Here is a 21,539-nt window from a genome sequence, read left to right on the forward strand (position 1 = left end):
CCTCAGGGCTTGTTGGTCTTTGCTGCCGTCGTATCGCGAGGGGCCGCTTCACGCGCCGCCGCGTCACGTGGCGTCGATACGACGACCGCCGCACCGACCGAGATGCCACGCGCCGCGCCCAGCAACACCGTGTCGCCGCCCGCGAGTCCGCTCGAGATCTCGAACAGTTCGGCAGCTTCATCGCGCACGCCGATCTGCACTTCCACCTTCTCCACCTTGCCGCCCCGCACACGCATCACACTCGGCGTGATGCCTGCCAGATCCACTGCCTGCTGCGGCACGAGGATGCCGATACGCTTCTCCGAGGCGACGCGGCCTTCCACGAACAGACCAGCCACCAGTGCGTTGGCACTGTTCGGCACCGTGGCGAGAATGCTCACCTGCTTGGTCTGCGGATTCACCATCGGACTGACGCGCGTGACCCGGCCTTCCAGCATGCGATCGGCGCCGTTCACCTTGAACATCACCGGCGCCCCCACACGCACCTCCGACAGCGCGCTGGCCGGCACGGACGCTTCCACCCGCAAGCTGCGCGGGTCGATCACCGTGAACAGTGCCGAGCCGGGTGACACGATGTCGCCCGGGCTCACACTCTTCTCGGCCACGACGCCCGCAAACGGCGCACGAATGGTGGCGTTGGCGAGGTTCTTTTCTGCGCTCGACAAACGCGCCTTGGCATCGGCGAGCTGCGCCTGGGCGCCCAGGTTCGCACGTTCGGCGCTTTCCACGTCACGTTCGGCGATGGCACCGGCCGCGACCAACGTCTTCGACCGTTGCAGTTCCCGAGCCGCCTGTTCGGCGGCGATGTTCGCCTGCGCCACACCGGACCGCGCGGAGATGGCGAGATCGCGGACGGTGCCTTCATCGATGCGGGCGAGCACGGTGCCTTCGCTGACGCGCTGACCGGCGTCCACCAGCGTTTGCAACACCGCGCCAGACACCTCAGCGCGGATACGGGCTTCCCGGTCGGCGATGAGCGTGCCGGAGATGGAGGGGCCGCTGCGCAGCGTATCCTGCCGGGCGACGGCAACATTCTCGGCGCCGATCGCCTGCGGAGCACCCACCGCATCAGCGGGCGCCGCTTCCGGCGCCTTACCGCACGCCGTCATGGTTGCGGACAGGGCCAGGACCGAAAAGCTCAGATAGGGCGCCACACGGCGCGTAGTGGTCATCATCGGCTGGTACCGGGATTCGTGGTCATCGCCTGCGGCGCTGCGGCCGAAGCCTGCGCCAGCGGCAGATAGGGAAGAAGTTCAAGACGCTTGCGTGCGACCTGCAGATCACGCGCCGCACGTGCGCGGTTGGCCAACGCCTGCTGCAACTGCACACGCGTTTCCGACAATTCGATCTGCGTGGAGATGCCTTCGCGGAAGCGCACTTCCGCGATCTCGTAGGCGCGCTGTGCCTGTTCGGCGGTGCCGACACTGGCCTGCCAGGTGCCTTCTGCTTCGGTGAGCTGCAGCGCCGCCTGACGGGCGTCGAGCGTGGCGCCTTCCTCCGCGAGTTTCAGGCGCTGACGCGCTTCGATCACGCCGGCTTCTGCCGCCGCGATTTCACCGCGCACCCGTCCGCCGCTGAACACCGGATAGGAGATACCGAGACCGATCGTCCAGTTGGGGAAGAAGTCCGCGAGGCTCTTCGGCAGGACGTTCTGCGGATACGCGAGTCGCTGGTAGTTGGTCGTCGCGGAGAGCTGCGGCAGACGCTGGGCCTTGGTGGCCTTGAGCTGCTGCTGGGCCACTTCGACGCCCTTCTGCGCCTGACGCACCGAGGCACGCGCGCGGGCGGTGGTATCACTCGCGCTCACCACACGCGCGACATTGCCCTGTGCGGCCGGATCCACCCGCAACACATCGGCCGGACTCACGTTCACCGTGGTGATGGGGGCTGCCGCCGTGGAGGGCGCCGCAGCCGCCACCGGTGCATCAGCGATGCTGTCGGTGAGCAACAAGGGTTGATCAGTGGGCAGATCAAGCAACTGCCGCAGACGAACATACGCGAGTTCGCGCGACGTGCGGGCCTGCAGCCACGCCGGCCGCTGATTGTCGCGTGTCACGCGGGCACGGATCATCTCGAATTCCGACGTCGAGCCGACGGAACGGGTGAGCTGCACCTGACGCAACGTGCGCTCCGACTGCACGAGCGACGAATCGGCGATGGCCACGAGACGATCACTGAGCGCCGCATCGTAGTAGGCCTGCGTGATATCGAGCTGCACCTGCGCCTGCGCACTGGTGATGCCGATTTCGGCCGACTCTCGTGAGAGTCTGGCCGCGCGCACGTTGGCCGACGCACGACCGCCTGTATAGATCGGCTGCGTGGCGGTGAGCCCGAACGTGACGTTGTACTCCGACGCGAAGATGCGCGTGATCGGATTGTCGGCACTGGATGAATCGCTGCCGCCGGAACCGCTGCCGCCGCTGCCACCGAGTCGTTCGGTGATGGCGGCAAACTGATTCTGGAGCTGCTTCTGCCAGTTGAGAGTGGTGGAGACCTGCGGAAGGAGCGCCGAACGCGCTTGCGTCTGCTGACCGCGGGCGCGCTGTTCACCGGCTTTGGCGAGCGCGACCTGCTCGCTGGTGCCACCGGCGCGTTGGAGGGCTTCCGCCAGGGAGAGCGGTGTTGGCGTTGCCGTGGACTGCGCCTGTGCACCCATCGGCACGAGCAGCAATACGGCGAGCAACGTCATCGTTGCCGGAAGTGCGCTGCGCATCGCAGTCGCACGAAGGGAAGACATCATTCGGAAACAGAGGTGAAGGTCGAACGGCGTTCGACCGTACGGGCGGTTGACGTCTCGGGTTCCGACCGGACGCCGATACCGCGGAGGAAGATCCGCACATACCCGCGCAGGCTCTCCTGGACCGGCAGCGAAAACATCGCCGGCATGAGATCCCGGTTCATCGCATCGGCGAACAGCGCCCCCATCAGCATCGTCACGGCGGCACGCACTTCGGCCGGTGTGACATCGCCCGACTCGGGAATCCACCCGTGGCGTCGGAGCTGCACGACGTACTCACGCAGCTGCGCCGCCGCTGCGCTGGGGCCATGCGAAGCGCAGCCGGCAACATCAGGCCGCTCCTCCGCATCACTCATCATCTGCCGCACGATGGATCGCATGGTGCTGATCTTCTCGTGCTGATTCACGACCCATTGCAGCAGATCGTTTTCCGGATCCTTCGGTGTCCTCGGCATGGACGGGCTGCTGTCGCGACGGGCGCACAACTGCATCATCTGGTCGAGCAATGCGTGCTTGGAACCGAACTGACGGAAGAGCGTCACCTCATTGACACCCGCTTCATCAGCGATGCGTCTGGTGGTGGCGCCCCGCCAGCCATGCTGGGCGTACACGCGTGCGGCGGCCTCAATGATCCGGTGACGGTGGTCATCAATCATCGCGGTACATAAGTGCAAGCAATTGCTTGCCGCAAGTAGGTACTTGCAGACAACGCCGAGCCCGGGACGAAATACGCCGCGTCGAGCTGTACCAACGCGTTGGAGCTTTTGTCACGCGCTCCCTATAGTAGGAGATGTCCCCCCATCGTCTTTCCCCGGCCCCCGGATTCCCGTGAACGGATTCGCCGAGTTGGCCCACGCCGCCGCGGTCGCGAAGGCCGTGCGGCCTGATGTCGCGCTCGCGCTTGCCACCCTCGTAGATGTGGAGGGTTCGTCGTATCGGCAGCCGGGCGCTCGACTGCTGGTGGATACCGAGGGCCGGATATTGGCAGGCGCGGTCAGCGGAGGCTGCCTCGAAGCGGATGTCGCCGCTCGCGCCGCGGACGTGTGGACCAGCGGTCGTGCGACAACACTGACGTACGACCTGCGCACCGACCTCGAAACCATCTGGGGATTTGGTGCGGCCTGCGATGGCGTGGCCCATATCCAGCTTGAGCCACTACCCGACTTCTCCTGGATGGAAGAAGCGGAACTGATACGAAAGAGTCGTCATGGAGGCGCTTTGGTGATGCTCATTCGAACCGGCGAAAGCAAAGATGTCCGCCTATTGGTGGAGGGGGGAACGGACACAACCCATCCGGCGGTCATCAAAAAGGTGAGTGGGGACACCCTGACCGAGCAGGAAACCGCCGCCATCGTCGAACTCGTACGGACCGCGGATCGCACGGGGCTGCCGTTCGCGCATCAACTGCCAGGCGACGTCGGCTCGGTGTTTGTCGAGCCCCTGTCAGCACCGATCGCGCTGCACATTGTGGGCGCCGGGCGTGGCGCGGAGCTATTCGCTCGCATCGCCCACACCATGGGATGGTCGGTGACGGTGCTCGACCATCGCCCCGCCCTCCTCGAAGGCATTCAACTCCCCACGGGGGTGGCCAGACAGGGTGTGTCGGCCACGGAAGGCCCGGCGGGCGCGCTGGCGGCATTGCCACACGACGGCCGTTCAGCCGTGGCTTTGCTGACACACGTTTTTGATGTGGACTGTGCGTGGCTGACGGCGGCCCTGCCGCTTCCCGTGGGGTATGTGGGGGTGCTGGGTTCGCGCGCGCGGGGAGCGCAATTGCTGGAAGCCGTCGAAGCCTCCCTGGCGTCGAGTGGCACACCGCTCACCGAACGCATGCGGCGGAAGCTCCATGCACCCATTGGCTTGGATCTTGGCGGAGAGGATCCGGCCTCCATCGCGCTGGCCGCTGTCTCCGAGATCGAGGCGGTGATGCATGCCCGGCCAGGCGGTTTTCTCCGAGAGCGCCAGAGTCCTATTCACACCCGCACCCCCAGCCCTCGGCTGCTCAACCAGCCGATCGACAGCGAGGAGCCGGGAGCGGCATGACGCACCGGCACCAGGACCATCCGCCGGACGTTGCCCTACCCGCCGAACCCATCGCACCTGGACGCCTGGCGGCCATACTGCTCGCAGCCGGCGGTTCGACGCGCCTGGGATCGCCGAAGCAGCTTCTGCGCGACGCGCATGGCGAGACGCTGGTGCACCGAAGCGCCAGAACCTTGCTGCAGGCTGGATGCTGGCCGGTGATCGTCGTGACCGGATCGTCTGCCGAAGAGGTGACGTCCTCCATAGAAAACTTGCAGGTAGAAGTCTTTCTCAATCCCAGTTGGCGAGAAGGAATGGGAAGCAGTGTGGCGGCGGGATCGACTTACGTGGCGGCTACCGCCCCCTCCGCCGATGGGCTGCTGGTCGCCGCGTGCGATATGCCCGGCATAGACGTGGCCCATCTGCAAGCGCTTATGGCTTGTTCAGAATACGGCATTAAAAGAGCAGCATCGTCATATCAAGACGACAGTTCCGATCAGGTAATCGGGATTCCCGCGGTATTCCCACGATCAGACTGGCCCAGTCTCATGAAACTGCAGGGAGACCAGGGCGCCCGCGCGCTCCTGCGTCGCGAACCTCCAGCGACGGTCCCGCTCACGGGAGGACGATTCGATATCGACACGCCCCAGGATGTCGAAAAATGGCGCGCGACCATGAACCCCATGGCTCATGATCGCGCGCCGTTCTCCGCTTCCTATCCCGTGGCCGACGTCCCTGCGCCGGGACTACCGGACCCGTCAGCCGACCAGCGCTGACGAGCCGGCAACATCAGTTGTTCGGCGGTGTGGGAGCGTCGAAGCCCAGACGCGGGTCCTGACGCGATTCGTTCTGGGACAGCGAGTCCAACTCCTCACCACCACGACGCATGCGCGGTCCCATACCCCCGGGGCCCATCTGGCCACGCGGAGGGCCGTACTGCTGGCGCATTCCCGGTGCGCCGGGGCCAGGCTGACGCATGCGGACACCAGGCGGCACGAAGTCACGACCACGGGCCCCGGGCCCGAAAGCCCCACGCCCGGGCCCCGGCCCAAAGCCACCCCGCCCCTGCGCCACCATGCGCTGACGACGATCTCCCATCGCTGCCCGCATGTTGTCGAGCTTCGACTTCTGGTCGGCCGTCAGCACCGCGCGGGCATCCTGACGCAGCTTGAGCTGCGCCACTGCACGATCCGTACGCACCTTGTGCATGCGGTCCATCGCCGCACGGGCCGCCGACAGATTGCCGTCGCCTTGTATGGCGTCCATCAAATCGGCTCGGGCGCGCAGTTCGTCGGCCTGATTCCGACGAGGGACGTTTGCGTTCTGGAGCGCTTCGAGTCGCTTTACCTGATCGTCCGTGAGCGTGAGCTGCGTCCTGAGCCGCAGCAAGGCAGACGCCGGACTGCCACCCATCGCGCGCGCAGGCCGTGCACCATTGCGATCAGGGCCTGCGACGTCCGGGGCGCCAGCCGGTGCGCCAGCAGGTGCGCCGGCTGCTGCACCTGCACCCGGCGGACCACCGGGAGGTGTGCGACGGCCACGAGCCTGCCCCTGTGCATTGGCCAAGCTGGCCAGGGAAACACTCACCACGGCGGCAGCGGCCACGAGCATCGAACGGGAGTGACGCATGATGTCCTCTCTATCAGAAAAGGTGCATGGTCGCCGTGAGCCGGCAACAAAGGCTGCCGAGGCGCCCACTTCACGAAATTGGACGGCACACACATCCCGGCGTTAAGCGACGCAGACCAGAACACCGGACCACCGCCAACATCGGCTTTGCCTGCCGCGTCAACAGTAGACGTCCTCTGCTCCGTGCTGCACTGTGAGGAAGTTGCTGATCGCAGGGCACGCATTCATGCCCTCTGGTGTCCAACTGCTCGCCCGTTGTGCCCGCCGCGTAGTCGTCTCCCCGCCCTGAGATCGCTGGTCGCCCTGTGGGATCCTGGATCGACGCTGTCAGCACGCTCCTCTTCAAGTATCCACCGCGCGCCTTTGCCCGCGGTGATCTCGTCGTGGCCCCGGTCGTACCGATCCTGGTGCTCCTGGTGGTCGCCTTGGTGCTGGTCGCGATCGTTGTGGCCACACACGCTTCACTGCGCACCTTGCGTGGCCGCGACCGCGCCCTGCTGGCCACGTTGCGTGTCCTGGTCATCCTGCTCGTCATCGGCTGCCTGCTGCGCCCAGGCCTCGTCATTGCTTCCGCCGTTCCGCAGCGCAATGTGTTTGCGGTGTTGTACGACGACTCACGCAGCATGCGCATTCATGATGTAGACGGGGCAGCCGCATCGAGCGGGACGAATGCGGCTGCCACACGTCTCGATGCGATGCAAGGCGTGTTCTCCGACACCAGTGCGCTGATGCGCACCCTCGGCGAAAAATTCGCACTGCGCCGCTTTCGCTTCTCGGCGGCTGCAGCGCCGATGCGCAGCAGCAGCGAGGTGCTCGCCGGCGGCACCCGTTCCGACCTGACGCAAGCTCTCGTCGATGTACGCGAAGACCTGAACGGCATGCCACTCGCCGGTGTGGTGGTGGTATCCGATGGCGCCGACAACGGCAACGGCGCGCTCGACGATGCACTACTCGCGCTCCGTGCCCGCCGTGTACCGGTGTACACCGTGGGTGTTGGTCGCGAACGGTTCGAGCGCGATATCGCCATTGAGCGGGTCGATGCACCGCGTCGTACACTCGCTGGCGCCAGCAGCGTGGTGGAAATCGACGTGCGCCTGCGTGGCACCGGCAAAGATCCGGTGACGGTGACCGTGGAAGCCGATGGCCGTGTGGTGGCCACCGAATCGGTGCGTCCACCGGCGCGTGGTGATCTCGCCACGTTGCAGGTCCGTGTGCCACCGCTGGACCCCGGCGTGCATCGCCTCGCGGTGCGGGCGCGCCCACTCGCATCGGAGATCGTCACCGAAAACAACGAGTGGCAGACCAGCATGGCGGTCCGGGCGGGCCCTGACCGTGTGCTCTATCTCGAAGGGGAACCGCGCCCCGAGTTTGCGTTCCTGCGTCGTGCCGTGGCGAACGACAGTGCACTGATGGTCGTGGGACTGATGCGCAGCGCCGAGCGCAAATTCCTGCGACTGGGCGTGCAGGACAGTCTCGAACTGCTTGGTGGTTTCCCCACCACGCGCGAAGAACTCTATCAGTATCGCGCGATCATCCTGGGCAGCATCGAAGCGTCGTTCTTCACGCCGGAACAGTTGCGCATGCTGGCCGACTTCGTGAGTGTGCGCGGCGGTGGACTCATGGTGCTTGGTGGCCGCGCCTCGCTGTCCGAAGGGGGATATGCCGGCACACCGATTGCCGACGTGTTGCCGCTCACGCTTACGCGGGGAGAGGTGAATGCCGAAGGACCGGCGATTCCCGTGATGATCCGCCCCACACGCGCCGGCGAGTCGCACTCGGCGCTGCAGCTCGGCACATCGCTGGCCGCTTCGCGGACACGGTGGGATTCGCTGCCGGCGCTCACGATGGTGAATCGCCTGGGCACTCTGCGCGCCGGTGCGACACAGTTGCTGGCGGGTCGCACCGACGATGGCCGCAGCGATGTGCCGATTCTCGCATTCCAGCGTTACGGTCGCGGCATGAGCGCGGTGCTGGGTGTACAGGATACGTGGTTGTGGCGCATGGACACCTCCATTCCCGTCGAAGACCTCACGCACCACACGTTGTGGCGGCAGATAGTGCGCTGGATTGTGGAAGACGCACCAGCGCCCTTCGAGATCATCGCATCGCCCACCCGAGTGGCGCCCGGCGAACCGGTGCTGTTGCGCGCGCAGGTGAACACGCCGCTGTATGCCGATGTGAACGACGCCGGCGTGACGGCCACCATCACCGGCCCCGACGGCGCGGCGCAGTCCGTGGCATTGGAGTGGTCGTTGCGTGACGATGGCAGCTACTCGGCGCGATTCACCCCCGCCGATACCGGGCGCTACACGATCGAAGCAACCGCGCAGCGTCCAGGTGCAGGTCGGGATTCGGTGCAGGTCACGCAGGCCACGGTGCTGGTGGATGACCGTGGGGCGGACGTTGCGCAGGCCGAATTGCGCTCGGCATTGCTGCGCCGCATCTCCGATGAAACGGGTGGCAAGTACTATCCCCTGCGTGATGCGGCGCGCCTTGCTGACGACGCCGTATACACCGACGCCGGCGTGACCGTACGGGAAGCCAAGGACCTGTGGGACATGCCCGCGGTGTTGCTGCTGCTCGCGTTGCTGCTCGGCGCGGAGTGGGGCTATCGCCGGTGGCGAGGGCTGGCCTGATGCGACACGCCAGTCGTCTATGGCTCGCATGTGCGGCGGCCATCACGCTCTCACTGCCGGCATCGGTTGTGCATGCACAGCGCACGCACGTGCTGATCGTGGCAGGGCTGTCTGGAGCGCCGAATTTCAAGACCGCATTCAATCAGGCCATTGCATCCACCCGCACCGCTGCCCGTGAACGGTGGGCCGTGGCCGATTCGAATTTTGTGGCACTCACGGAAGACTCACTGCCGACGGCCGCATCACAGGGGCAGTCGACGAAGGCCAACATTGCTGCCGCGTTCCTTCGCCTGTCGAAGCGCGTGAGCGCCGGCGATGTGGTGCTGGTGATGTTGTTCGGCCATGGCAGCGGCGAAGGACCTGGCTCCAAGGTGAACTTGCCGGGCCCGGATGCGACGGCCTCGGAGTATGCGTCGTGGATGGCACCGTTCACACAGCAACAGGTCGTGTTCGTGAACGCCGCCACGGGTAGCGGTGATTTTGTGCCGGTGCTGGCGAAATCGGGGCGGGTGGTGATCACGGCTACACGCACCGCGATGGAACGCAACGAATCGGAATTTCTCGGTGTCTTTACGAAGGCATTGAACAGCGAAGAAGCCGATGCCGACAAGGATGGCCGGCTCTCGGTGCTGGAGGCGTTCCGCTATGCCCGCGCGGAGGTCGCCAAGTCGTACGAACGTACCAACCGCATGCTCACCGAACACGCGGTGCTGAGCGACTCCATCATCGCGGGGCGCATCACCTTCGGTGGCAAAGCCGTGTCAGCCAACCCGCGGGTGGCGGCGCTCATTGCCGAACGACAGATCCTCGAATCGCAGGTGGCGGCATTGCGCACCCGCAAGGCCACGATGGCCGCCGACGCGTACGATGCAGAGCTGGAACGGTTGCTGCTGGCGATCGCCGAGAAGACGCAAGCCATCAAAGCGGCGGGGGGCGACAAGTGATCCGTTCCGGGATGCGCGCGGGAGCGCTGCTGACCAGTGTCCTGACGGGCCTGATGGCTGCGACATCGCTGGCGTGCGCGCAGGATCAGGGTACGGCTCGCACGATGCCCGACCGATGGGGCACCGAGGTATCGGCGGCAGAAGCGTCCCGCGACCGTGGCAACCGGGCCGATGCGGTCGCCCGTGCGCGTCGCATCACGGCGTCGTACCAGCAAGACGGCGCACGCAACAGCGCCGAACACACCTCAGCGGGACGCGCGTACGCGTTGCTTGGTGTCGGCGACGCGGAGGCGGTGCGTGCAGCGCTGCGGGCGTTTGATCGCGCCGTCGCGATGGACTCCAGCAATCTCGAGGCCGTGCGTCGCACCGGTGCATTGTTCCTCGAGAAGTACAATGCCCCCGAAGCGCGGGCGTCATACGAGATGGCGCTCAAGCGTGCGTCCAACGATGCCGAGGCATTGCTCGGGCTGGCGCGGGTGGAGGAGTTCGAAGGCAAAGGCACGCCGATGGCGACGGCGCGCCGCAGTCTGGCAGCCGATCCGCGACGTGCCGAAACACTGGCCTACATCGCGCGCCTGCAGCTCGACGTCGAAGCATTCGATTCCGCGCGGGGGTACGCGGAGCGCGCAGTGACGGCCGACAGTACGACGCAGGCGGGTTGGAGTGTGCTGGGCGCCATCGCCTGGATCACCGGCGATTCCACCGGCTATCGCCGAGCGCTGCGCGCGGCCACGTCGCTGCAGCCCGCACCGTCCACGTTCAATCTCGCGTTGGCGGAGGCAGCCATCCGGCAGCGACGCTACGCGGAAGCGGTGCAATTGGCGCAGCAGGCCGTGCGCGACGATTCCCTGTCCGTGGCGGCGTTTGGTGTGCTGGGTACCACGCAGCTACGCATCGGCCAGATGCAAGCCGGTCGGGCCGCGGTGGAGCGGGCGTTTGCGCTCGATCCATTCAACGTGTGGCACAAGAACACGCTGGACCTGCTCGACAAGATGCAAACGTTCCGTACGGTGAAACAGGGACGTTTCGAGGTGGTCGCGCCGGAAGACGAGGCGGACCTGCTGTCGCTGTACATCGTGCCGTTGCTGGAGCGGGCATTCGATTCGCTCTCGGTGCGATACGGCTACTCGCCGCCGACGCCGGTGCGTCTCGAGTTCTTCCGCCAACACGCCGACTTCTCGGTGCGTACCGTGGGCCTCAATGGTCTGGGCGCACTGGGTGTGAGCTTTGGCAGTCTGCTGGCCATGGATGCGCCCAATGCCCGTGAGCGCGGCACGTTCAACTGGGGCAGCACGGCCTGGCACGAGCTCACGCATGCGTTCACGCTGGGCGCCAGCGCGCACCGTGTGCCACGATGGTTGTCGGAAGGACTCTCCGTACTGGAAGAACGCCGTGCAGCGCCCGGATGGGGCGCGCGGGCGTCTCTGCCGTGGCTCGTGGCGATGAACACGGGCCAGGTGCGTCGCATCAGCGAGCTGAATGATGGCTTCCTGCGGCCTCGTTCTCCCATGGAGACGCAGAACAGTTACTTCCAGGCCTCCATGTTCAGCGAGTGGGTGGAGCTGACCAAGGGCAGCAAGGCGCTACCGGCATTGCTGGTGGCGTACCGCGATGGATTGGACACACCGGCGGCCTTCCGCAAAGTGCTGGCGATGTCGCCTGAACAGGTCGATACCCAGTTCGACGCCTGGGTGCGCCAGCGTTACGCCAAGGATCTGGCAGCGGCGCGAGGCATGACGCCCACTGACTCTACCGGCGGTCAATTTCCCCGGGCGATGCGCGCCGCGATGGGCCTGATCGATACACGTCCCGACTCGGCACGCAAGCTGTTCGAGGAAGCACGCGGACTGATGCCGTCATACACGTCCGAGGATGGTCCGGCATGGTATCTGGCTCGCATCGCGCTGTTGCAGCGGGACACAACCACCGCGCTGACCATGTTGCAGGTGGTGACCGGCGGCGATGAAACCGCGTGGGATGCCAATCAACTGGAAGCCACTGTGCGCGAAGCACGCGGTGATCGTGCGGGCGCGATGGCCGCACTGGAACGTTTGGTGTGGATCTGGCCGTACGAGCCACCCATTCATGTGCGTTACGCGCAACTCGCCACGGCGCAGGGGCAGCATGCGCTGGCCGTGCGTGAACGCCGGGCGGTGATCGCGAACAAGCCAGCCGATTTGCTGGACGCGCGCTACGAATTGGCGCGTGCATTGGCCGCCGCGGGACAGGTGGCCGAGGCCCGACGTGAGCTACTGCAGGTGCTGGAAGAAGCACCGAGCTTCGAGAAGGCTCAGGCTTTGTTGCTGGAGTTGCGGCAACGCAGCGGAGGCTCCTCGCGATGATCGGCTGGCATCGGGATGGCGACTCATGGACACGGCGCGCCCTCGTGCTGGGCATGGCATGGGCAGCGCTGACTGTGGCGCCTGCGACTCTCGATGCCCAGGGACGCCGCGGCGGTGGCCGTCAACCGGAGTTCGCCGACAACGTGCCGTATGATGGGCGACTCACCTTCGCGCGCATCCGCTACACCATGCCGGACTTTGGTGGTTTCCGCGGGCGCGACCTGCCGTGGAGCCACGACTATCCGCGTGGCGAACGGCATTTCACGAAGATCGTCAGTGAGATCACGTCGGCACGTGTGCGCACGATGCAGAGCAACATCCTCACGCTCGACGACCCGCAGCTCGGCAAGTATCCGATCGCCTACATGGCGGAAGCAGGGTTCTGGGTGCCCAACGAGGCCGAAACCCTGGGCATGCGGCACTACCTGACGAAGGGCGGTTTCATGGTGTTCGATGATTTTGCCGGTGATGCCTGGCGGAATTTCGAAGCGCAGATGCGGAAGGTGCTCCCCGATCTGCGCCCGATCGAACTCACCGTGGACCATCCGATCTTCGATTCGTTCTACCGTATCAAGAGCCTCGACTACTACCACCCGTACTATCGGATGAAGTCGGTGTTCTATGGCTACTTCGAAGGCAACGATCCGAAGAAGCGCATGCTGGCCATTGTGAACTACAACAACGACCTGTCGGAGTACTGGGAGTTTTCCGATCAGGGGATGTTTCCGCTGGACATGTCGAACGAATCGTACAAGCTGGGCGTGAATTACATCGTCTACGCCCTGACTCGCTGACCACTTCCCTCCCCCGTCGAGGACTCGCGTGACTGCACCTGCTGCCGCATCCGCTACTGCTTCCGTCGCTGAATTCGACCGTCTCGATGATGCGGCCCTTGCTGATCGTCTGCAGGGCGCTGGCCAACGTATCGCCGCCGAGTTGCGGAAGGTGATCGTGGGCCAGGATGTCGTGGTGGAACAGGCGCTCATCGCGTTGTTCGCCGGCGGCAATTGCCTGCTGGTCGGTGTGCCGGGCCTCGCCAAGACCCTGCTCATTTCCACGCTCGCCCGTGCGCTGGACCTGCAGTTCTCGCGTATCCAGTTCACGCCCGATCTCATGCCGAGTGACGTGACCGGCACGGACGTCATTCAGGACGACCCGACCACAGGGCAGCGACGACTCGCCTTCATGCCTGGACCGGTGTTTGCGAATGTGCTGCTGGCTGACGAAATCAACCGTACGCCGCCCAAAACGCAGGCCGCGCTGCTGGAAGCAATGCAGGAACGTCGTGTGACCGTGCAGGGACGTACCTACGAACTCGACAAGCCGTTCTTCGTGTTTGCCACGCAGAACCCCATCGAACTCGAAGGCACCTATCCGCTGCCCGAAGCCCAGCTCGATCGCTTCATGCTGGAAGTGATGCTGGATTACCTGCCGGAAGAGGATGAAGTGGCCGTGGTGAAGGCCACCACTGCGCTGCCCCCAGAGGCCGTGCGCTCGGTGGTGACGAAGGAAGAGATCCTCGCCTATCAGCGCGTGGTGCGTCGCCTGCCCATTGCCGACGCCGTCACGCGGTATGCCGTGTCGCTGGTGCGCGCCACACGCCCCACCAATGGCGTGGTGTCGGATTTTGTGAAGCAGTACGTGAGCTACGGCGCGTCGGTGCGTGCCGCGCAGGCGCTGGTGTTGGGAGCCAAGGCCCGCGCGCTGCTGCAGGGGCGCGCGAGTGCGAGCTTCGACGATGTGCGTGCGTTGGCCCGGCCGGTGCTGCGGCATCGTGTGCTGATCAACTTCCAGGCGCAGTCGGAGAAGGTGACCACCGATCAACTCGTGGCGCGGCTCATCGAGAGCGTGCCGCTGCCCAAGTCTTCCCTGTAACGGTCGCCCTGTGCCCGTCGCTCCCGCCTCCTTTCTCGACCCCTCGCTGCTCGCGAAGATCTCCGATCTCGCGTTGCTGGCGCGTACGGTCGTGGATGGATTCATGCACGGCCAACATCGGTCGTTGCGCAAAGGCTCGTCGCTCGACTTCGCGGAGCATCGCAGCTACCAGCCGGGCGACGACCTGCGACGCATCGATTGGCGCGTGTACGGTCGCACCGATCGGTTCTATATCAAGGAGTACGACGCCGACACGAACGCGGGCGTGCTGTTCGCGCTCGACAGTTCTGGGTCCATGGACTACGGCAGCGGAACCGTCACGAAGTTCGCGTACGGCCGCATGCTGGCCGCGTCGCTGGCGTGGCTCTCCCAGTCGCAGGGTGATCGTGTCGGTCTCGCCACGTTCACGCAGGATCTCGAAGAAGTCATTCCGCCGTCGGTGCGCCATCTGCAGCGCATGCTGCACACGTTGGCCAACACCACGCCCAAGGGCTCCAGCCGACTGGTGCACAGCGTGGAGCGTGTGGGGCTGCTGTCTTCTCGGGCAGGCATTCTCGTGCTCATCACCGACTGTTACGAACGCCCCGATGCACTCGGCCGCGCGGTGGACGCGCTGCGCATGAACGGCAACGATGTGATCGTGTTTCACCTGGTGGACGTCGCCGAGCGCGACTTGCCCGGTGATGCCGATACGACGTTCGAGGATATGGAGAGTGGTGCGCTGCTGCCACTCAAGCCCGACGATCTGCGCAACAAGTATCAGACGCTGATTCGTGACCATCACGCGGCCCTGCAGTCGCGGCTGGCGGCCGCCGGCGCCGACTATGTACGGCTGCTCACCAACGAACCGCTCGACCGCGCCTTGCATGCCTATCTCGACGCGCGGCTCACGCGCGGTCGGGTGCGCTGAGGATAGGGCTCATCATGGGACTCGGCTTTCTCGTTCCGGCATTCCTGGCCGCACTCGCTGCGCTGGCTGTGCCCATTCTGCTGCACCTGCGACATCGCGACCGCGACCGCCCCCTGCGGTTTCCGTCACTGATGTTCCTGGAGCAATTGCCTATCCGTACGGAAAGCCGGCAGCGCATCACCGACTGGCCGATGCTGCTGCTGCGGTTGCTCGCACTGGCACTGCTGGTGTTCGCTTTCGCGCGCCCGGTGCTCAAGGACCAGCGGGTGGTGGGCGCCGACAATCGCACCAAGGCGGTGGTGATTCTGCTCGACCGGTCGATGAGCATGGGGTACACCGGTGTGTGGCCGCGCGCCCTCGATTCAGCCCGGGCGGTCATCGATCGGTTGGAAGGCAAGGATCGTGTGGCCCTGGTGGCCTACGACGATGCGGCCGAGGTGATGCAGCGCCTGACGGATGACCGGGCGGCGGTGCGCGGCAGCCTGGGTGCGGTGCAGCCGATGCGCAGAGGCACCCGTCTCGCGCCCGCACTGCGTACTGCTCGGCAGTTGCTGCTCGATGCGCCGTTTGCCGCGGCGGAAGTGATCGTGATCTCCGACCTGCAGCGAGCCAGTGCCTCAGGCATTGCGGGGGTGGAGTTTCCCTCCGGCGTGCAGGTGCGTGGCATCGGCGTGGGTGGCGAGACGTGGGTGAACAGCACCGTGCGCTCGCTCGATGCACGCCGCGTGCGCGAAGGCGATCGCACCTTGCTGGCCGTGAAGGCTCGGGTGCAGAACCACGCGCTGCCCGCCGCGCGGCAGGTGACGGCCTCACTGACCGTCAATGGACGTGAGGCCACCACGGCATCGACGTCCCTGACCCGTGACGGCGAAACGGTGATCACGTTCACGCCGGTGCCTGCGCCCGACGGAGCCGTGGCCATACGAGTGGCGCTGCCGCCCGATTCGCTGGTAGCAGACGACACCCTGGTGGCGGTGGTACCACGCGATGATCTGTTGCGTGTGGCGCTGGTGGCGCCGTCGGACATGAGTGCATCGGAAACACTGTACCTGCAGCAGGCACTCGGCATCGGTCGCGCGCCGCAGATGCAGGTGGAGCGGCTGACCAGCGCGCCGTCCAATGCGGCGGCGTTGGCCCGTACCGGTGTCGTGCTGTTCTGGGATGTGGCACCCGATGCACCGGCCGCACTCACGACGTGGGTGAACGACGGTGGTGGCATCGTGCTGGCAGCGGGTCGTCGGCTCGCCGCGCGGCGTTCGGCGCTTCCGGCGTATGCTGGTATCAGCTTCAGTGGTCTGGCGGATCGGGTAAGCGATCGTGGTGGCACCCTGCGTGATGTGCGCGCCGAACACGCCCTGTTTGCGCCTTTCCGTGAAGCCAAGGATGCGCTCACAGCGGTGCGCGCCTGGCGTTATCCGCGCGGTGATGCGGTGCCCACGGCCGACATTCTGGCCCGGTTCGATGATGGTGTACCCGCGGTGCTCGAACAGCGCATCGGCAATGGCCGCGCTTTGACACTCACGGTGCCGCTGGACAATCAGTACGGTGACTTCCCGCTGCAGCCCGCCTACCTGCCTTTTGTGCGGCAGTTGGTGCTGCACACCTCGGGACGTGATGCCACGCCGCTGTGGCTGAGCACCGGCGAGAGTTGGTCACTACCCACCACACTGACCAATCCGGTAGTGACCGGTCCCACCGGTGCACTCACCCGTCCCCAGGCCGATTCGGCCGGCGCCGCCGTGGCCCTGCCTGACGCGGGACTGTACACGGCGTATGCGGAACGAGCGTCGGGCGAGCCCGGCGCGGTGCAGGCCGTCAATGTGCCGCCCAGTGAGTCGGAACTGACCCCGATGGACACCACCGAGCTGCTGCTCGGCGTGCGTACCACGTCCACAGCACAGTCTGCTGCGTCGGCTAACGCCGATGCACCAATGACCGTCGAAGAGATGGAACGCCGCCAGAATCCCTGGCGGGTACTGCTCATTGTCGCCGCACTGTTGTTGCTCGCCGAAACGATTCTTGGGACACGTGGCCGCCGAGGCATGGCGCGCCGTGTGGTTCCTGGCACAACGTCAAACAGATCGGCCGGCGGATCCACACCGGCTGGTCCGTGATGTCCACGGGTTCGCCCCAGTTGAAGGAGCCACGATGAGTCCCGACCGTCAGTTGCTCACCGCACTCGGCACGCTGCGTCGCCAATGGCGTCAGCGCGTGCTGCTGGAATCCGTGGTCTGGATCGCGACGGCCATCGTGCTGGCGGTGTTGGCCACGTGGGCCATCACCACATGGCTTGGCGGTGATGGACGTGCACTCTGGACCGCGCGACTGGTGGGGTATGGGCTCATCGTCGTGGCGATCGTGCGCGGGCTGATCATCCCGTTGATGCGCCGGGCCAGCGACGAACGGTTTGCGTTGTACGTGGAGGAACGTGCGCCGGCCTTGCGTCAGACGCTGCTGGCGGCCGTGCAGGAAGCCCATGTGCCCGAAAGTCAGCGCATGTCGCAGTCCCTGTCGGCCCGCGTGATGTCGCGTGCCGCGTCGGCGATTGCACCGCTGCACCGTGGGGCGTCGCTCGAGCGTGAGCGCATGACGCGTGCCGGCCAGGCGATCGGCGTGGTGACGGCCGTAGCCGCGGTGGCGCTCTACTTCGGCCCGCAGTCCGTACGCGACGGGGCGCGTCTGCTGTTTGTGCCGTTTGGTACCGCGCAGGCGGCAACGCCCGAGCGGCGCGTGGCCGTGGAACCGGGATCGGTGGCAGTGCCGCGTGGCGGTGCCATCGAAGTGCGCGCGGAGCTGGTCGGCTTTGCGGCCAGCGGCGCGGAGATCGTGTTCCGTACCGACAGCGGCGGCGCGACGGGTGGAGAGTGGCAACGGTTGCCTATGGCGCCTGACGCCGATACGTCGCAGTTCCGGTCGCGTCTATTCGATATTGTCACGCCCACCGAGTACTACGTAGAGAGCGCTGATGTGCGCTCGCCGGTGTATCGGCTCACGGTGAACAACCTGCCGGCGGTCTCGCAGGTCTCGCTCGACCTCAAGTTCCCGGCCTACAGTGGCCTGCCCACCGAACATGTCGATGACGGCGGTGATGTGGCGGCCGTGGTCGGTACCACCGTCACGGTGCACGCCAAAGTCACGCGTGCCGTGAAGGGTGGTGCGCTGCGCTTCGACGACGGCACCACCGTCGCGCTCACGCCCGACAGTGACACCACCGTGAGCGGCAGCTTCCGCGTGACACGCAGCGGGTTCTATCACGTGGACCTGGTCGCGCCCGACGGACAAACGGTGGCCGGTTCGGTGGAATATGTCGTGGACGCCATTCCGGACCGTGCGCCGATGGTGCGCATCGAAGATCCGGGGCGTGACACGAAGGTATCGAACACCGATGAAGTGACCGTGGCCGTGCGCGCGTCCGACGATCTGGGTGTGGTATCGATGGAACTGCGCTACCGCGTGAACGGTGGCCCCGAGCAAGCGAAGAAGATCACCGACAGCACCGCGCGTCGTCCGCGCGATGCCCAGGGGGCACACACGTTGTTCCTCGAGGAGATGTCGCTGCAGCCGGGCGATCTGGTGGCGTATCACGCGGTCGCCAAGGATGGCGGCGGCCACGAGGGCACCAGTGACGTGTACTTCCTCGAAGTGCGTCCGTTTGGCAAGGACTATCGGCAGTCCGACGATCGTCAGCAGGGTGGTGGCGGAGGCGGTGGCGGCGGACAGCAGGATTCGCCGGACGGATTCATGGCCCGCCAGAAGGAGATCGTGTCGGCCACGTTCAACTGGATGCGCGACAGTGCGACGAGCACGGACAAGAAGCGTCGCGAAGATATGGCAACGCTTGCCATTGCCGAGGGGCGCCTGCGCACGGATGTGTCGGAGCTGGTGAAGCGTCTGACCGAACGTGGCGTGGCGAAGGGCGACACGAACTTCTTCAAGATCCGTGCGGAGCTGCAGCAGGCCACGGTGGAGTTGCAGGCGGCCGAAGAACAGTTGGGGCGCGCCCGGGGTGGTGATGCGATGCCCCCGGAGCAGCGTGCCCTGCAGCGTCTGCAGCGTGCGGAAGCGATCTACCGCGACGTGCAGGTGCAGATGGGTGGTGGCGGAGGGGGTGGCGGCGGTGGTGGTGGTGGCGGACAGCAGCGCGCCGAGGACCTCGCAGACCTGTTCGAACTGCAGACCGACAAGCAGCGCAATCAGTACGAGACGGTGCAGCAGGGACGGCCCGAGAGCGCACCGCAGCAGGAAGTGGATGAAACGCTGGAGCGGCTCAAGCAGATGGCGCAGCGTCAGCAACAGGAAAACGAGCGTATGCAGCGCATGGCCGATCAGATGCGTCAGCGGATGGCGCAGGAGAGCGGCGGTGCGAGTGGATCCAGCGGCGGCTCGGCGGGTGCGTCCGGTTCTGCCGGAGCACAGGGCGCGGCGGGGCAGAACAACAACCGTCCCAACGGTGGCAACACGAACAGCGGAGCGCAGCGTGAGCTGGCGCGCCAGGCGGAAGAAGAAGCACGGCGCCTGGAGCGGCTGTCGCGTGAACAGAACAATCCCGAACTCGCGAACGCCGCACAGCAACTGCAGCAGGCGGCCGACGCGATGCGTCGCGCGGCCAGCGGATCGAACGCCCAGGGCAGCGCGGCGCTCGAAGAGCTGACGCGTGCCGCGCGTGGTCTCGAAGGGGCACGGTCGGCGGAGTCCTCGCGTGGTGTGCAGCAGTTGGCTGAACGCGCGCAGGATCTCGAAGCGCGTCAGCGCGAGATCTCGCAGGGTGTGAAGGCCATCCAGGGCCAGCAGGCCTCACCGCAGCAGCGCGCCGAACAGTTGCGGCAGATCTCGCAGCAGAAGGACGAGCTCAATCGTGACGTGCGCCGGCTGGAATCCGATGCGGATCGTTTGGCGCGGGATTCACGTCGTGATCAGCCCAAGGCAGCGGGCAAGGTGGCCGAGGCGGCGGAGACGATCCGTGATACCCGTCTGGCGGACAAGATCGAGTTCTCGAAGCAGGTCGCACGCGGTGGCTCGGAAGAGTACGCGTCGGCGTTCGAGGCGCAGATCGCCGACAACCTGCGTGATGTGAGCGAGCAACTGCGGGCCGCGTCGGGTTCGCTGCAGGGCGAATCGGCTGCGCGTCAGCAGGAACGCACACTGGAGGCCACGCGGGATCTGGTGCGCGGGCTGGAGTCGCTGCGCGAGCGGATCGCCGACCGGCAGGGGCAGCAAGGCCAGCAAGGCCAGCAAGGCCAGCAAGGCCAGCAAGGCCAGCAAGGCCAGCAAGGCCAGCAAGGCCAGCAAGGCCAGCAGGGCCAGCAGGGCCAGCAAGGCCAGCAGGGCCAGCAGGGCCAGCAGGGCCAGCAGGGCCAGCAGGGCCAGCAGGGCCAGCAGGGCCAGCAGGGCCAGCAGGGCCAGCAGGGACAGCAGGGACAGCAGGGACAGCAGGGACAGCAGGGACAGCAGGGACAGCAGGGACAGCAGGGACAGCAGGGCGGTGGTGCGCCGAATGGCTCGAACAGTGGTGCACCGCGCATGGGTGGCTCGCCGCGCTCGCAGGTGGGTGAGATGGCGCCTGGCGGATCACCGATGAGTGGTCAGATGGCAGGAGACGCCACGCAGTTCGCGCGGGAGTTCCGTCTGCGTCGTGAAAACGCGGAGGGACTGCGGCGCGAAGCAGCGCAGCAGGGGATCGACACACGAGATCTGGATCGAGCGATCCAGGGGCTGCGCCAGCTCGAGAACAGTCGCGCGTTTGGTGACCCGAAGGGGCTCGAGGCGCTGCAGACGGCGATGCTGGAGCGACTCAAGGATTTCGAATTCGCGGCATTGCGGGCGGCGGGCCTGGGAAGCGACGGCCGACCGGCGGCAGGGGCACGGGCAGCGGTACCGGGGGAGTACCGGGCGTTGGTGGAGGAGTACTACCGGTCGTTGGCCAGGAGAGGCGGGAAGTAGCTGCGGGGGCTGGACGGAGCTACGGGAGCTGGACCGACGGGAAAGAACGGTGACCGGATCTACTGTGTGGTGATGGCGAGTCGTGATTGAACGGCGCGCAGCAACCGCTCCAGCATCTGACACACCACCGCGCGTTTTGCCTGGCAGCGGCGCGCGGTGTGCTCGTCGAGCGCTCCCACCGTGCGCGCGACCCGCAGATGCGCGCCGACTTCGTTGGCCGAGCCAAGAGCGATAGTGAGTCCGCGCGCGAACTGTTGATCGGTGCCAAGCCCCGCGGCTTCCGCAATGTTGGCCGGGATGGCATCGGCCGCGGCAAGCAATTGCGCACGCAGCCCGGGAGCCTTGCCAACCTTGATGCGTGGCGCTGCGTCATGAATCGCGGCGCAGAGATCATGCGCGGCAGCGAAGACGCGGAGGTTTCGAAGATCGGCCATACACGAGGATGCGTGTACCAGCCGACTGCGCGGTAACCCAATCTACGCGCCCATACCCCCCGTATTTCCC

General features: G+C 66.0%; 15 protein-coding genes. 10 read left to right on the forward strand and 5 right to left on the reverse strand.

Annotated elements, in window-relative coordinates; all coding sequences use genetic code 11:
• Positions 1 to 2 precede the first annotated feature (2 nt).
• The 3 genes from GAU_RS15800 to GAU_RS21215 are packed head-to-tail and all read right to left on the reverse strand — an operon-like array spanning position 3 to position 3,393.
• Positions 3 to 1,175: an efflux RND transporter periplasmic adaptor subunit gene (locus tag GAU_RS15800; protein ID WP_083765704.1), complete on the reverse strand. Its 1,173-nt coding sequence runs from the start codon at positions 1,173 to 1,175 to the stop codon at positions 3 to 5.
• On the reverse strand, positions 1,172 to 2,713 hold the full coding sequence (locus GAU_RS15805; RefSeq protein ID WP_169307708.1) for a TolC family protein: 1,542 nt from the start codon (positions 2,711 to 2,713) through the stop codon (positions 1,172 to 1,174). The genes GAU_RS15800 and GAU_RS15805 overlap by 4 nt, the downstream gene beginning before the upstream one ends.
• Before the next feature lie 23 nt (positions 2,714 to 2,736).
• Positions 2,737 to 3,393, reverse strand: coding sequence for a TetR/AcrR family transcriptional regulator (locus GAU_RS21215; RefSeq protein ID WP_015894904.1), 657 nt, complete (start codon positions 3,391 to 3,393; stop codon positions 2,737 to 2,739).
• 172 nt (positions 3,394 to 3,565) lie between these two features.
• On the opposite strand from GAU_RS21215, the gene GAU_RS21220 reads away from it, so the two are divergent.
• Together GAU_RS21220 and GAU_RS15820 are read left to right on the forward strand one after the other, a co-directional pair.
• Entirely contained in the window at positions 3,566 to 4,780 is a 1,215-nt protein-coding gene (locus GAU_RS21220; RefSeq protein WP_015894905.1) for an XdhC family protein, read from the forward strand.
• Positions 4,777 to 5,535, forward strand: coding sequence for a nucleotidyltransferase family protein (locus GAU_RS15820; protein ID WP_052574492.1), 759 nt, complete (start codon positions 4,777 to 4,779; stop codon positions 5,533 to 5,535). Before GAU_RS21220 ends, GAU_RS15820 begins: the two co-directional genes overlap by 4 nt.
• Before the next feature lie 13 nt (positions 5,536 to 5,548).
• Here GAU_RS15820 and GAU_RS15825 read toward each other — a convergent pair whose 3' ends face one another.
• Positions 5,549 to 6,388: a Spy/CpxP family protein refolding chaperone gene (locus GAU_RS15825; protein WP_156799085.1), complete on the reverse strand. Its 840-nt coding sequence runs from the start codon at positions 6,386 to 6,388 to the stop codon at positions 5,549 to 5,551.
• Positions 6,389 to 6,693: 305 nt separating this feature from the next.
• On the opposite strand from GAU_RS15825, the gene GAU_RS15830 reads away from it, so the two are divergent.
• Genes GAU_RS15830 through GAU_RS22650 form a run of 8 tightly spaced genes read left to right on the forward strand, consistent with a single transcriptional unit; the run spans position 6,694 to position 21,035 of the window.
• Entirely contained in the window at positions 6,694 to 9,024 is a 2,331-nt protein-coding gene (locus GAU_RS15830; RefSeq protein ID WP_015894908.1) for a glutamine amidotransferase, read from the forward strand.
• Entirely contained in the window at positions 9,024 to 9,968 is a 945-nt protein-coding gene (locus tag GAU_RS15835) for a hypothetical protein (RefSeq protein ID WP_015894909.1), read from the forward strand. The genes GAU_RS15830 and GAU_RS15835 overlap by 1 nt, the downstream gene beginning before the upstream one ends.
• Before the next feature lie 11 nt (positions 9,969 to 9,979).
• Positions 9,980 to 12,310 (forward strand): tetratricopeptide repeat protein, encoded by a 2,331-nt coding sequence (locus tag GAU_RS15840; RefSeq protein WP_041265604.1) that lies wholly within the window; start codon positions 9,980 to 9,982, stop codon positions 12,308 to 12,310.
• On the forward strand, positions 12,307 to 13,104 hold the full coding sequence (locus tag GAU_RS15845; protein ID WP_041265605.1) for a DUF4159 domain-containing protein: 798 nt from the start codon (positions 12,307 to 12,309) through the stop codon (positions 13,102 to 13,104). Before GAU_RS15840 ends, GAU_RS15845 begins: the two co-directional genes overlap by 4 nt.
• 28 nt (positions 13,105 to 13,132) lie before the next feature.
• The gene (locus GAU_RS15850; protein WP_015894912.1) at positions 13,133 to 14,185 is read left to right on the forward strand and encodes an AAA family ATPase; all 1,053 of its coding nucleotides are present in this window, start codon (positions 13,133 to 13,135) and stop codon (positions 14,183 to 14,185) included.
• A 10-nt stretch (positions 14,186 to 14,195) separates the two neighbouring features.
• Positions 14,196 to 15,095 carry a DUF58 domain-containing protein gene (locus GAU_RS15855; RefSeq protein ID WP_015894913.1) on the forward strand — a complete coding sequence of 300 codons (900 nt, stop codon included), beginning with the start codon at positions 14,196 to 14,198 and terminating at the stop codon, positions 15,093 to 15,095.
• A gap of 14 nt (positions 15,096 to 15,109) precedes the next feature.
• Positions 15,110 to 17,209, forward strand: a complete 2,100-nt coding sequence (locus GAU_RS15860; RefSeq protein ID WP_015894914.1) for a BatA domain-containing protein — start codon at positions 15,110 to 15,112, stop codon at positions 17,207 to 17,209.
• 34 nt (positions 17,210 to 17,243) lie between these two features.
• Positions 17,244 to 21,035: a DUF4175 family protein gene (locus GAU_RS22650; RefSeq protein ID WP_015894915.1), complete on the forward strand. Its 3,792-nt coding sequence runs from the start codon at positions 17,244 to 17,246 to the stop codon at positions 21,033 to 21,035.
• 59 nt (positions 21,036 to 21,094) lie between these two features.
• Here GAU_RS22650 and GAU_RS21230 read toward each other — a convergent pair whose 3' ends face one another.
• On the reverse strand, positions 21,095 to 21,469 hold the full coding sequence (locus tag GAU_RS21230) for a four helix bundle protein (protein ID WP_015894916.1): 375 nt from the start codon (positions 21,467 to 21,469) through the stop codon (positions 21,095 to 21,097).
• Positions 21,470 to 21,539: the final 70 nt, after the last annotated feature.

This window comes from Gemmatimonas aurantiaca T-27 (genome assembly GCF_000010305.1).
GTDB lineage: Bacteria > Gemmatimonadota > Gemmatimonadetes > Gemmatimonadales > Gemmatimonadaceae > Gemmatimonas > Gemmatimonas aurantiaca.